Source organism: Candidatus Shapirobacteria bacterium (assembly GCA_041659325.1).
In the GTDB taxonomy this organism is placed as follows: Bacteria; Patescibacteriota; Microgenomatia; order UBA12405; family UBA12405; genus JBAZYN01.
The window spans coordinates 203,851-216,821 of record JBAZYN010000001.1; the positions used below are offsets into that span (position 1 = coordinate 203,851).

The 12,971-nt window shown below is 40.3% G+C and carries 15 protein-coding genes and 1 tRNA gene; 10 read left to right on the forward strand and 6 right to left on the reverse strand.

Annotated elements, in window-relative coordinates; all coding sequences use genetic code 11:
• Positions 1 to 340 precede the first annotated feature (340 nt).
• Entirely contained in the window at positions 341 to 1,039 is a 699-nt protein-coding gene (locus WC841_01120; GenBank protein MFA5827951.1) for a hypothetical protein, read from the forward strand.
• 23 nt (positions 1,040 to 1,062) lie between these two features.
• Positions 1,063 to 2,331 (forward strand): histidine--tRNA ligase, encoded by a 1,269-nt coding sequence (gene hisS, locus WC841_01125; GenBank protein MFA5827952.1) that lies wholly within the window; start codon positions 1,063 to 1,065, stop codon positions 2,329 to 2,331.
• Between the two features lie 261 nt (positions 2,332 to 2,592).
• On the opposite strand, the gene WC841_01130 is transcribed toward hisS, so the two are convergent.
• From WC841_01130 to WC841_01145, 4 genes are all read right to left on the reverse strand, one after another.
• A complete protein-coding gene (locus WC841_01130; GenBank protein MFA5827953.1) occupies positions 2,593 to 2,877 on the reverse strand; it encodes a hypothetical protein in 285 nt (94 codons plus the stop codon).
• A gap of 78 nt (positions 2,878 to 2,955) precedes the next feature.
• Positions 2,956 to 3,276, reverse strand: coding sequence for a GIY-YIG nuclease family protein (locus WC841_01135; protein MFA5827954.1), 321 nt, complete (start codon positions 3,274 to 3,276; stop codon positions 2,956 to 2,958).
• Positions 3,277 to 3,316: 40 nt separating this feature from the next.
• A tRNA-Gln gene (locus WC841_01140) sits at positions 3,317 to 3,387 on the reverse strand.
• Between the two features lie 11 nt (positions 3,388 to 3,398).
• Complete coding sequence (locus tag WC841_01145; protein MFA5827955.1) at positions 3,399 to 4,037, reverse strand: MBL fold metallo-hydrolase; 639 nt, start codon at positions 4,035 to 4,037, stop codon at positions 3,399 to 3,401.
• A 39-nt stretch (positions 4,038 to 4,076) separates the two neighbouring features.
• Between WC841_01145 and WC841_01150 the strand changes: the two genes are divergently transcribed.
• Genes WC841_01150 through obgE form a run of 7 tightly spaced genes read left to right on the forward strand, consistent with a single transcriptional unit; the run spans position 4,077 to position 9,110 of the window.
• Entirely contained in the window at positions 4,077 to 4,712 is a 636-nt protein-coding gene (locus WC841_01150; protein MFA5827956.1) for a hypothetical protein, read from the forward strand.
• Positions 4,699 to 5,295 carry a hypothetical protein gene (locus tag WC841_01155; GenBank protein MFA5827957.1) on the forward strand — a complete coding sequence of 199 codons (597 nt, stop codon included), beginning with the start codon at positions 4,699 to 4,701 and terminating at the stop codon, positions 5,293 to 5,295. The genes WC841_01150 and WC841_01155 overlap by 14 nt, the downstream gene beginning before the upstream one ends.
• The gene (locus WC841_01160; protein ID MFA5827958.1) at positions 5,292 to 6,359 is read left to right on the forward strand and encodes a tRNA-dihydrouridine synthase; all 1,068 of its coding nucleotides are present in this window, start codon (positions 5,292 to 5,294) and stop codon (positions 6,357 to 6,359) included. Before WC841_01155 ends, WC841_01160 begins: the two co-directional genes overlap by 4 nt.
• Before the next feature lie 10 nt (positions 6,360 to 6,369).
• On the forward strand, positions 6,370 to 6,780 hold the full coding sequence (locus tag WC841_01165) for a hypothetical protein (protein ID MFA5827959.1): 411 nt from the start codon (positions 6,370 to 6,372) through the stop codon (positions 6,778 to 6,780).
• A gap of 43 nt (positions 6,781 to 6,823) precedes the next feature.
• Positions 6,824 to 7,141, forward strand: a complete 318-nt coding sequence (gene trxA / locus WC841_01170; GenBank protein ID MFA5827960.1) for a thioredoxin — start codon at positions 6,824 to 6,826, stop codon at positions 7,139 to 7,141.
• Complete coding sequence (gene rlmN / locus WC841_01175) at positions 7,141 to 8,136, forward strand: 23S rRNA (adenine(2503)-C(2))-methyltransferase RlmN (GenBank protein ID MFA5827961.1); 996 nt, start codon at positions 7,141 to 7,143, stop codon at positions 8,134 to 8,136. Before trxA ends, rlmN begins: the two co-directional genes overlap by 1 nt.
• A 23-nt stretch (positions 8,137 to 8,159) precedes the next feature.
• Positions 8,160 to 9,110 carry a GTPase ObgE gene (gene obgE / locus WC841_01180; GenBank protein ID MFA5827962.1) on the forward strand — a complete coding sequence of 317 codons (951 nt, stop codon included), beginning with the start codon at positions 8,160 to 8,162 and terminating at the stop codon, positions 9,108 to 9,110.
• Here obgE and WC841_01185 read toward each other — a convergent pair.
• Positions 9,107 to 9,538 carry a YtxH domain-containing protein gene (locus WC841_01185; protein ID MFA5827963.1) on the reverse strand — a complete coding sequence of 144 codons (432 nt, stop codon included), beginning with the start codon at positions 9,536 to 9,538 and terminating at the stop codon, positions 9,107 to 9,109. The genes obgE and WC841_01185 overlap by 4 nt on opposite strands.
• Positions 9,539 to 9,606: 68 nt before the next feature.
• A complete protein-coding gene (era, locus tag WC841_01190) occupies positions 9,607 to 10,512 on the reverse strand; it encodes a GTPase Era (protein MFA5827964.1) in 906 nt (301 codons plus the stop codon).
• 64 nt (positions 10,513 to 10,576) lie between these two features.
• Between era and lon the strand changes: the two genes are divergently transcribed.
• A complete protein-coding gene (gene lon / locus WC841_01195; protein ID MFA5827965.1) occupies positions 10,577 to 12,958 on the forward strand; it encodes an endopeptidase La in 2,382 nt (793 codons plus the stop codon).
• Positions 12,959 to 12,971: the final 13 nt, after the last annotated feature.

The following is a 12,971-nucleotide window of genomic DNA, read 5'->3' on the forward strand; positions in this document are numbered from 1 at the left end:
TAATTGAGTTTAATTAAACCGGTCGGGTTCAAACTTGTCCAGTTTCGAACATCAGCTGGGAGACGACCCCACAACTTTATAACTTTCTACTTTATGAACTTTATAAACTTTAATACTTATTCGCATCATACCCATACCGTGGTCACCATTCCGCGGGGTATTGCAGTGACCATCCTCAAATCTTTCTAGAAAAGATAAATATTAACTTTTAAACCCCCGCAATCGCGGGGGTTTTTCGTTTCTTTGGGTCAAATAATAAACCGAATGGTGAAATATTTTGACCTAAGACACAATCCGATAGCTTAAGATAATCGGGATAAATTTATTTAACAAAATTATTATGATCAAAGAAATATCATTATTAACATTATCTCCGGAGACAATTATCGCCTCCGATCAAATTAGTCAAATTGCGATTTTATATGCCGATGTTTTTCGGGGACCACCATGGAACGAAGCGGTAAAATGCAATTCTTGCAAAAAATACGAAGAGGAATCGGTTGCCGTTAATTCTCCATGTCCTTGTGGTGGTTATTTCAGTGAAGCTTATCCTTTGTCGGAAACCAAGGGTTATATTGAGTCAGAATCTCAAATACCTGGCTTCCGTCTCACACTTGTGAAAGATAAGGAACAAGTCGTGGGTTTCGCCTGGAGTTACCTAACCACTCCGGCAAAACTTGTTGTTGCCAAATGGTCAGATCCACAAAATCAACAGTCCATACTTAAAGTTCTTGAAAGAAATGATTTAACTCCTAATACTCAATTTCGCTATTTCTGTGAAATTGGCATTGCTCCGGAATATAGAGGTCTCGGTCTTTCAAACTATCTTTCCAAACAGGTTGTGGGCTCTGAACCAACTCTGTTTAGAACCAACATTGGCACCAAAATGATGGCGGTCGGAGCGACTCTTGGCTTTGAACAAATAATGGGGCCGGAAGTAACTGTCGATCGTTCAGGTGGCATAATTATTCCCACCGGGAAAATATTTAACCGCCTTGATTCCGAAAGAGAGGATCGGGTTCTATTTTTAAAATCATAAAAATTTCAATGCTACAATCAACTATGAATCAACTAATTCAACCGGTTAAAGGTACCCGTGATTTTTATCCCGAAGATCAGGCCTTTCAAACTTGGTTTTTCCAAAAAGTCAGGGAAGTTTCTGAAACCTTTGGGTTTCAGGAATACAACGGTCCGTTTCTGGAGCCTCTGGAACTTTATGCCGCCAAATCAGGTGAGGAGCTGGTTAAAAAACAAGCTTTTACTTTAACTGATCAGTCGGGAAAAATTCTAGCTCTAAGGCCGGAAATGACACCCACTCTCGCCCGCATGATTGCCCAAAAAGACGGTGAATTAACCTTTCCCGTAAAGTGGTGGACTTATGGCTCACGTTACAGATACGAAAAACCCCAGAAAGGTCGTGGACGGGAGTTTTTTCAGTGGGATTGCGATATTATCGGTACCGACGGATTCGAGGCCGATGCCGAAGCAATTGCCATCGCCGCTACCATGTATAGAAAATTAGGATTAACCTCCACAGATGTAAAAATAAAAATCAATGATCGCCAACTTCTTCAAGGTGAACTTTTAAATATCGGAGTCCCGGAAAATCTAATTGTTAATGTTTTTAGAATTGCTGATAAAAAAGACAAAGTTACCGAAGTGGATTTCAAAGAAATGCTTTTAGAAACCGGACTAACCGAGTCACAGACGGATATGGTTAAGAAAACTCTTGAAGACAAAGATCTTTATAAAAAATCTGAATGGCTTTTAAAAATTTTTGATCTTTTAAAAATTTATGGAATTTCCGATTTTGTAGAATTTGATCCCGGGATTGTTCGTGGACTTGAATATTACACCAGAACCGTTTTTGAAGGTTGGGATGTAAACGGAGAATTTCGGGCCATCTGGGGCGGTGGCAGATATGACAATCTAGTTGCTGATGTCGGTTCCAAAAACAAAGTACCCGGAGTTGGCTTTGCAATGGGGGATATGGTTATTGCCGAAGTTTTGAAACAATATAAAAAATATCCGGTCCTTTCTGCAAATAAATCCAAGGTCTTAGTAACTGTATTTTCACCGGAACTTTTTAACAGTTCACTCGAAGTCACAAACATACTTCGAAAAAATAACATAAATACCGAAATCTACCTTAACCCCGACATAAAAATTGATAAACAATTAAAATATGCCGATAAAAAGGGTATTCCTTATGTTATAGTTCTCGGCCCTGATGAAATTAAAGCCGACTCGGTTACGATAAAAAATATGTCTTCTGGTACTCAAACTACAGTCAAGAAAGAAGACGTGGTTAATTCAATAACTCCAAGTTGAGCGCTAGTCACCGTTATCGAGCTATTCAATAATTTATACATGCGTATCTGTTAAAGTTGTACCGAAAAATCGAACGTATTTTGAGTTATAATCATTCTCACCCCGCTCGTCCCGTCGCCGGTCGGGACGTAAATCGCGCCTGTCCGCCTTTGGAGGGGGTTCGATTGAAAATTATTCAAAAAAACAAATAGCCCAAACCAAGATTCGATAGTGTAAACCAAATCATTATTTGTAAGACCCCATCAATACCATAGATATTATCTATAACAAATCAGGATCAATCCAAGTAGTCCCAAAAGGTTGCCTATCTCCAACATGAATCCCGTCACTTTTTCTCTCTATATAGAAGGCTCCATCAATTTCCGGCACAGGTATTAAATCTAGATCTTCACGTAAGGTGACAATCCATCCGCCTTTACGTAACTTTTCAGCCTCACCCAAGCGACTCAATACGGCATTTGCTTTGGCCCCCTTAATTCCATAATTACTTTCCGGACCGTCACCGACAAGATTTAGTGATAAGATTTCCACTCTTTTTCCTGCCATATAGAAACGATTTTATCATAATATCCTATATAAAGCAAAACTCAGAATAATTCCCAAAAACCGTGAGTATCGTATCTGTTACCCCACATGGTGTCCTCCACCTTCGGTTACGGAACACCTAAGATTCTGTCTTGCTTTCACATCTTTCTTTAAAGCTTCAGATATCAACCTTTTATAAGCGAATGCTTTTCCAGAACCGCTTTTCAAATAAAGTTCAAAATCTTTAGCCTCTTGCTCACTTTCAAAAGATCCATACCAAACTAATTTCCATGGAATATGCGGTTTTGTTGAAAATACATTTCCTCTGTTGTGTAATTCAAATCTGTTCCTCAGGTCTGAGGTGTATCCATAGTAGAAAATATGTGATTTTGAACTTAACAATATGTAGGAATAAAACATTCCTCAGTATAACCATTCTGAAGCTTTAGCGAAAGATGGGTTACCCCACATGGATTCGAACCACAATTACTACGTTCAGAGCGTAGTGTCCTACCATTAGACGATGGGGTATTGTATCTGCGCTATATTCTATCAAATTTGTACTTTTTTGACTCGTTTTCAATGGTTGTTTCCTGTCCGTGCCCGGAAAGAACCAAAGTCTCAGGAGACAGCTCCATCAATTTCCGTATACTTTTAAAAATTTCCTCAGTTGAGCCATATTTAAAGTCGGTCCTACCGCGCAGGGCAAAAAACAAAGTATCTCCAGAAAACAACAAGTTTTCTTTTGGACAATAAAAGCATACTCCTCCCGGGGTATGGCCGGGGGTTTTAATAATTTTTATTGTATTAGCCCCCAAATGAATTTCGTCTATTTGATCTAAGTCTGTATCAATATTTTCAATATTCGGTGTTGCCACATTTTTGTTAAGAAAATAGCCTGCGGTTTGATTTTGTCTCTTCAGTAAAAACATGTCTCTTTTACTGCAATATATGGGAACATTAAACATCAGCTTCATATCAAGCGCGGCCATCACATGATCAAAATGTCCGTGAGTTAAAAAAACTCCCGTCGGTTTCAAACTATTTTTTTGTATCTCTTCTACAATATAATCAGCTTCGTCAGCCGGATCGATAATAAAACACTTTCGCTCCTCACTCTCCCAAAGAAGATAACAGTTTGTTTGCATTTCCCCCAATACTAAAGTCCTATATTCCAACATGTTCTTAATTTTACCAACCATTTTAGATATAATGACAGTATGAAACTAACATATTTGAAGTCAATTTGTCTTCTCCTCTGTGCTACCTTTATATTTTCCGCCTGCGGTAAAAAAGATAGTACAAAAGATGTTATCTTCAGTGACGCGGAAAACGAAATAGAAACAATTAGCCCATACGTCGACAAGTTGGCAAGTGTACAAATTGATTTATCCAAAACCATACCCCTCAATCAGGAGTTTGAGGTAATTTATAAAACAGCAAACCCGGACGGTATAGGCAAAGCCACTTTTAAGGCTAAATCAATGAAAGAAATTCCGAAAGCCGGCCTTAATACACCAGAAGAAGGTAAAAAATTGGTTCTTGTCGAAATTTCCATTCGCGGTAACAAGGACAATAAAGGTGAACCCTCTGGTTTCAACCAGATTGGTGATAAACCATCTCCTCAATTTGTGATGATAAATAAGGATAAAAATATAAGTGAAGTGGAAACTACTTATTTCAGCGACAGCTATACTGTCGAAAAAAAATTATTTGAACTTTCAAAAATCACCCTAGATCATGACCAATGGGTCCATACTGCTCTGGTTTTCCAACTGGACAAGGATAGCACCCCGGATCTTGCCTTTAGATTTACTAATCCCGAAGGAAAAACAGCATTTTATGACCTCCAGTAAATCAGCCAACAAGAGACTCTTTATCGGGGGATTGCCATACAAATATAGCGAAGGTCAGCTCTTACGATTATTTATCGGCCAAGGTAAGGTAATAGATGCCAGAATTATTCATAATCAGTGGGGAAAAAGCCGCGGTATAGGCTATGTAGAGTTTGAAGACCTGAACGATGCCATCGAAGCCAAACAAAAATTTCACAATTACGAAATAGAACCGGGCCGAACCATTATAGTCGACTTTGCCCAAACAGATCCCATGTTGACACCCGAAGGTCAGCAAAGACATGCCGAGGCGCAAGCTAAGAAACGTCCATATATTCGTCGGTCGGACAACTATTCCCGCACCCCGGAGGGAGATTCCAAATTTATTTCTACCCATAGCCTTAATACTGATCGGCCGCAAGAAGACCAACAGTTCAAACCAAAATTTGGACCCCGTCTTAAATTCGGCAAAAAGGGTGATTCTTCAAAAACCAAAGCTAGTTTTGAGCATCAACGCCAGAGTGTCTTTAATTCGCGTAATTTTGGGGCCAAAACAGGCGCAAAATTTGCTGCCAGAACTGCCGCCCGTAAAAAAACCCGATGATCAGTTTTCAAAAACCGATAATCGGGCTTTCTCCCATGGATGGTATTACCGACGAGCCGTTTCGTCTGCTTCAATCCCGTATCGCCAAACCTGACCTTATGTTTACGGAATTCGTGAGCGCGGAGGGGCTAAGTCGCGGAGGAGTTAAGCTCTACGACGTTCTTTTGTACTCGAAAGAAGAAAGGCCGATCGTAGGCCAACTTTTCGGAAAAGACCCCGAAAGTTTTTACAAGTCCGCCATAATTCTTGCTCATCTTGGTTTTGATGGGGTAGACATCAACATGGGTTGCCCGGCCAAGACAGTTATCCAACATGGCTCGGGCGGAGCACTGATCGAAAACCCAACACTTGCATCGGAAATTATCAAGTCAACCCAAAAGGGCATCACCGACTGGTATCAAGGCAGGATTTCTATTGACAACCTTGACCTCAATCAAAAAACCCATCAGGTTATCAAAAGAAATTTAAAATATTCCATCATTAAAAGTCTCCCCTTCCTCAAGGGGAGATGTCCCGAAGGGACAGGGAGGTTTGTCCCCTCTGTTTCTGTTAAAACCAGGTTGGGTATCAACGATAAAGTATACAAAACCTGGATTCCTTTTTTACTGCAACACCGCCTGGATTTTATAACAATTCACGGCCGAACGCTAAAGCAAGGTTATTCCGGATCTACCGATTGGCCGGCAATTCAGGAATGTGCCCAAATAGCAAAGTCATCAAACACTCCGATTTTCGGTAACGGCGATATTCAATCCCGCCAACAGGGTATGGATTATTGTAAAAAATATGGCGTCTCTGGTGTCTTAATCGGCCGGGCATCAACGGGGAATCCGTGGGTTTTCAAAGATAGAGAAGCTTCTCTAAAAGAAAAATATTCCACCATGTTACTTCACACCCAGCTTTTCCAGTCTATCTTTCCATCCCGCCGCCTTGATTCTATGCGAAAACATTTTCTTTTGTATTCCACGGGACACCTCCATGCCAAAAAGCTCCGTGCTCACTTAGTCAGAGTAAATTCACTTAACGACCTTTTGTCACTTGAAGACGAGTTTTTAAATTGCTAGATTAAAAGGTATGCCAAACGACAATCAAACATCGCAAACCCTCGTCAGCGTAGAATCACTTATTAATAGCTACAACTCCCGTCTCGACACTCTCCAGACCCAACAAAAGCAATTTAAAGAAATGCTCAACTCGATTCTCGACAACGACACTGATTTTCAAACTATTGCCAAAGAAGCCTCAAAACAGGCAAAACTTAAGATGATTGCAAAGCAAAAAGTATTAAAACTCTCGGAAGCCGCCCAAACTGTAGACAAGATGAAAGAGTGCCAGACCCAGCTGAGAGAAATAAAAACTGCCCTCTCGGATTATCTTTCCCAATATGTAACTCTTTCCGGAACCAACCAAATAGAAGGCATGGATGGGGTTTTACGACAAATTGTTTATACCGCCAAATTAGTTAAAATATCCGGTAAAAAATAAATTTAAAAATTATTAAATTATAAATTATTAAATTTTTTAAAATATGTCACATATCGTTGGTACAGAACAAAACTTTAAAACCGAAGTTCTCGATTACAAAGGAAAAGTTCTCGTCGATTTTTGGGCACCCTGGTGTGGACCCTGTCAAATGCTAACACCGATAATTGAGGAGATTGCCCTCGAACAAACCGGAAAGCTAAAGGTGGTAAAAGTAAACGTCGACGAACAGCAATCTCTTTCCTCACAATACGGCATCAGCGGTATCCCGGCTGTTTTCATCTTTATTAACGGAGAGCTAAAGGAACAAATCATTGGTTTCCGCCAAAAACAAGATTATTTATCAGCCATAGAAAAGTATTAATGGATTTATCGAAAGTTGAAACTTTCTTAAAAAATAACAATCTCCCGCTTTATCGTCTAAAACAAATCCGCAAAAATTATTTTTCCGGTCGTTTTTCCTCTTTTGATGATATGACGGACTTGCCTCTGAGCCTAAGAAAGTCTCTGTCCGCAAATTTTTCTCTACTTTCAGTTATCACCGACAAAACTGAGACCACAGGCAGCACCCAAAAAGCGCTTCTAAATCTCGTCGACAATCAAAAAATAGAATCTGTTCTAATGGATTACGACGGATGGCTGACCGCTTGTGTCAGCAGTCAGGTAGGTTGTCCTCTAAATTGTTCTTTTTGCGCCACAGGGCGTTTAGGTTATAAAAGAAACTTATCAGCCGAAGAGCTAGTAGACCAAATATTATATTGGAACACTCGCTTATTTCCCAAATATATTGGCCGGATTGTTTTTATGGGAATGGGAGAGCCGTTTTTAAACTGGGACAACCTAATCTCTGCCCTAAAAATTATTAATTCAAAAGATGGTTTGGGCATTGGAGCCCGTAAGATTAGTATTTCTACCGCCGGCATCATCAACCGCATCTACGACTTTACAAATCTTAATACCGAAATCAACTTGGCCATTTCCCTTCATAGTGTTAATCAAAAAATTCGCGAGCATATAATGCCGATTGCCAAACAATATCCGCTCCGTGATCTAAAAAAGGCTTGTCTAAATTATGTGCAAGTCACCAAGCGCCAACTCTTTTTTGAATACGCCCTAATGAAGAACATAAACGATAGCCCGGAGGATGCGGCCAAGCTAATTATTTTTATAAATACAAATAGATTATATTATTTAAACTTAATTCATTTAAATCCCATAGAAAAAGGAATTGTCCCCTCCGACCAAAAGACCAGCAACTCGTTTATCTCCATCTTAACAAAATCCGGAATAAATTTTTCTCTACGGCGGACTTTTGGCCAGTCTATCCATGCTGCTTGTGGTCAGCTAGCTGGTAAATAACGAAATTACAGTATAATACAGATATGTTAATCGATGAAGCCAGAATATTAATCAAAGCCGGTGATGGTGGAAACGGTTTTGTCCACTTCTATCGAGACCGTTGGCGGCCCAAAGGCGGCCCGGATGGTGGAAATGGCGGGAGTGGGGGTTCGGTCTATTTTGTCGCGGTTTCAGATATCAGTAAACTTCGCCAATTTCGCCATCAAAAAAAGTATTTGGCTGAAAACGGCAGTAATGGAGGTGTTAAGCAAATGACCGGAAAAAATGGCCAGGATCTTACCCTTGAAGTTCCAGTGGGGACTATTGTCACATACGACAATGGTACACAGGTAGAATTTACAAAAGTTGGAGAGAAGTTTCTGATGACCAAAGGTGGTAAAGGCGGCAAAGGAAATTTTCACTTCCGTTCCGCAACTAACCAAACTCCTCAGGACTTCACTCCCGGCCAAAAGCGAGAATATAAAAATCTTTTTTTACAACTCAAATTAATTGCCCAGGTCGGTCTTATCGGACTACCAAACGCCGGGAAAACTAGCCTCTTAAATGAACTAACTTCCGCCAAAGCCAAAGTTGCCAACTACGCCTTTACCACCCTTGAACCAAATCTCGGGAGCACCAAGTCCGGCTTTATTATCGCCGATATCCCCGGGTTAATTGAAGGTGCCTCATCCGGAAAAGGGTTGGGGATCAAGTTTTTAAAACATATTGAAAGAACTCAAATTTTGGTTCATTGCTTATCGTGTGAATCAACAGATCCCCAGAAAGACTACCACACCGTCCGTCACGAACTAGAAAGCTATAGCTCAGTTTTAGCTGCCAAACCGGAATTGTTAGTCCTGACAAAATCAGACATCCTGGTCTCCAAACAGATAAAACTGCTCCAAAAACAAACCGGGGCTCAATTTGCCACCTCAATCATAGACACAGATAGCGTTAAAAACCTAAACGATTATCTGGCCAAAGAACTATCTTAAGCCGTTAAAGCCTTTTTAATTTTCAACCAATCCTTTTTAAGCTGATTAGCTAATTTTGTCGCTCCATTTTTTGTTGCATCAAAATCATTTTTAAAATCGGAGACGACATCCTCAACAATCATCCCATATTTCTCTTTATTGATTTCCTCCCCGGCACTTTTAACTGCCGCCACCTTTTCCATTACTTTCGAAGTGATTTCCTTGTATTTATCCTTCGCCATTTTCGTTGCTTCACCAAAAACTTCGGTCACTCTACTCTCAGTATCCTCTACTTCTGTCTTTATCGCCTTACCCAACTTACTGGCCAATCTCAAAATATCTTCTCTGGTTTCCTCTCCGGATTTAGGAGCAAACAACAAACCGCCTATCGCTCCGGCTGCAGCACCCAATAACCCAGCCAAAAAAAATTTACCTGTAGTTTTTGACATAATTCTCCTAATAATTCTATAACAACTCAGTCTAATTTATTTTAAGCCTGCTGTCAACATCAAGTAGGTTATTCTATCACCGCTCTTTCCGGCCAATGAGGATCGGTTTTAACATTAAGTTCCAAAAACACTTTCCTTCCGGACATTAGTTCCAATTCTTTTCTGGCATTAAAACCTATTTCTTTAATCTTTTTTCCATCTCTACCAATTATCATTTTTTTATATCTATCCGCCGTTGTAAAAATTGTCGCCTGAATCAAAATTAGTTTCTTTTTATCAACAATCTTGTCTACTACAATACTAATCGAATATGGGACTTCTTCTCTCAAAAACAAATATGCCTTTTCCCTGACAAGCTCCCCAATATATTCCTTAGAGCTAATCGGTATTACTGGTTTTTTAACTGATTTCAATATCTTGACTTCTTCTTCTATTTTTTCTTCGCTATCGTCTCCGAGTAGATCAAAAATCAAATTTACCAACCCCTTAACATTCTTTGATTTAATCGCGCTAATCTTTATATTTCTGTCAAACTCATCCTCCATATAGTTGTACTCTGCAAAATGATCTTTACTACCTGTTGCCGCATCAGATTTGTTATAGACCAGAATTTTTTTGGCTCCTGATTTTCTGACCAATCCCAAGGCTTTATTTTCTTCATCATTTTTTGGCCTCGAAATATCAACCAACATTACAATTACATCGGCCTTGCTGCTTTCCTTTGGTGCTTCGGTGTTTACCCTCTTCCCCACCAAGTCTTCGACTTTTCCGATAACTCCCGGGGTATCGGAAAACAATATTTCACCTCGAGCATCGGAATATACTACTCTCATATTTTTCCGGGTAGTTTGGGGCAGGGGAGATGTGATTGCGACTTTCTGATTCATAATCGCATTCAGTAGTGTTGATTTACCGGTATTCGGTCTGCCGATTATTACCGCTCTTCCTGATTTTTTGACATCTTGAATTTTCATCTTCGATATTTTAACATTAATTTCAACGTTGACACTTAGCAATGGCAATGATAGACTGCTAATTATGACCGAAATACCACTACAACCAAACCAGGAAAAAGCCCTCCAACCAGTGAGGAAAGTCTTGCCATTAATTCCGCTCAGAAACGTTGTTCTTTTTCCTTCCGTTGAAACTTCATTGTTCTTTGGTCGAAAAGAATCGATGAATTCATTGCTTTATGCCTACGACAATACAAATAAATTAGTAATTATTACTGCCCAAAAAAACCCCAAGGTCGAAAAGCCATTATTGTCGGATATTTACACTGTTGGGGTTCTTGCCAGAATTGAGCATATCCTCCAAACCGATGGCAGTCTCCATGCCATAGTCAAGGGTGTCTCTCGAGTGAATATTGTCAACATGACCCAAACAGACCCACACGCCATGGTCGAGTTTGTCGATCTTCCCATAATCCCCGAATCAGTTACCGACATCCAACAGGCCGCAGAAGCCTTGCTTAGCCAACTAAAGAAGGCCTTTTCTATGGGAAGACAATTTGACCTTCCTGCCATGATGCAGCTAAGTACGGGTGTTTCTAGCTCAGATCTTGCCGACCAGGTCAGCTTTTCCACCAACGCTAAAATGCCAGAAAAGCAAACCTTACTTGAAATGCTTCTCGTCAGTCAAAGACTAAAAGCCGCCACAGAATTTTTGGTTCAGGAAATGAAAGTCGCCGAACTGGAGCGGACAATCGAAGACAGAACCCAGGAGAAATTTAATACCGGCATGAAACGGAACATTCTGGAAGAACGCAAGCGCCAAATTGAAAAAGAATTAAAGAAAATCGGTGAAAATTCTTCGGGAGAATTTGGTGATTTGGAAACAAAAATAAAAAAACTCAAAATGCCCCCTGAGGTAAAAAGAAAGGTTCTCAAGGAGTTTGACCGTCTTGTTGAAATGGGATCAATGGCTCCCGAGTCAAGTTATATCAGAACCTACCTGGAAACCGTTGCTGAAATGCCCTGGGGAAAATACAGTGTATCCAATCCGGACATCAAAAAAGCAGAAACTATTTTAGACAACGACCATTATGGCCTCAAGGATGTAAAGGAACGAATCTTGGAACATCTAGCCGTCATCAGTCTTAAAAATAAAAATAAAACAAAAAAAGATGAGCCCGTTTCCACAACAAATATTCTGTGTTTTATTGGCCCACCGGGAGTTGGAAAAACCTCTATTGGTAAATCAATTGCAAACGCCCTGGGCAGAGAATTTGTTCGCGCTTCACTTGGAGGCATCCGTGACGAGGCCGAAATTAGAGGCCACCGTAGAACCTATGTCGGCGCTATGCCCGGAAGGATTGTAAAGGGGCTCAAAGACGCCAAAAGCATGAACCCGGTTTTTATGTTAGATGAAATTGACAAAATCGGAGCCGATTACAGGGGAGACCCCTCATCCGCTTTATTGGAAACTCTCGACCCTGAACAAAACAAGGACTTTAATGATCATTATCTTGATTTTCCTCTCGATTTATCAAAAGTCTTTTTTATCCTAACCGGAAATAGTCTTAGTACTATACCCGGCCCCCTTCGTGATCGTCTAGAAGTCATCATGTTCTCCGGATACACCCAGGAAGAAAAATTTCATATTGCTAAACAATACCTAATCAAAAAAGAATTAAAAGCCAACGGTCTGAGTCGTGAAAAAATACCCGACCTCAACGACAATACTATTCGGTACATAATCGACAAGTATACCCGCGAAGCCGGAGTCCGTGAACTAGAAAGGGTAATCGCCAGTTTATTCCGGAAAATCGCCAAAAAGATTGTATCTGGAAACAAAATAAAAACTGACTTGAATAATACTGCAACCATCAAAAAACTTTTGGGTCCGGAAAAATTTAGTTCACAATTAAAAGGCAAAAAGGACGAGGTGGGAACCTCCACCGGCCTTGCCTGGACTAGTGTTGGGGGCGACATTCTTTTTATTGAGGTCAATGTTATGCCCGGAAAAGGTCATTTGATCCTTACCGGCAAGCTTGGATCCGTCATGAAAGAGTCCTGCCAAGCCGCTTTGTCATTTGTCAGAAGCCAAGCGAATAAATGGCATATAAAACAGGATTTCCACAAAATCGATATTCATATTCATGTCCCCGAAGGAGCTACTCCAAAAGATGGTCCATCCGCCGGATGTGCTATTACTACCGCCATCGTTTCCGCCCTTAAGGGAGTACCCGTTCCCCGGGATATCGGAATGACCGGCGAAATTACCCTCAGAGGCAACGCTTTGGAAATTGGCGGTCTCAAGGAAAAATCAATTGCCGCTCACCGTGCCGGTCTTAAAACCATATTTATTCCGGCTGATAACAAAAAATCTCTGGTTGAAATTCCAAAAGAGGTAAAAAAGGATATAAAATTCATTCCTGTCAGCCACTATTCCGAGATCTACGACAAAATTTTTAGCTAATATGACATCATTG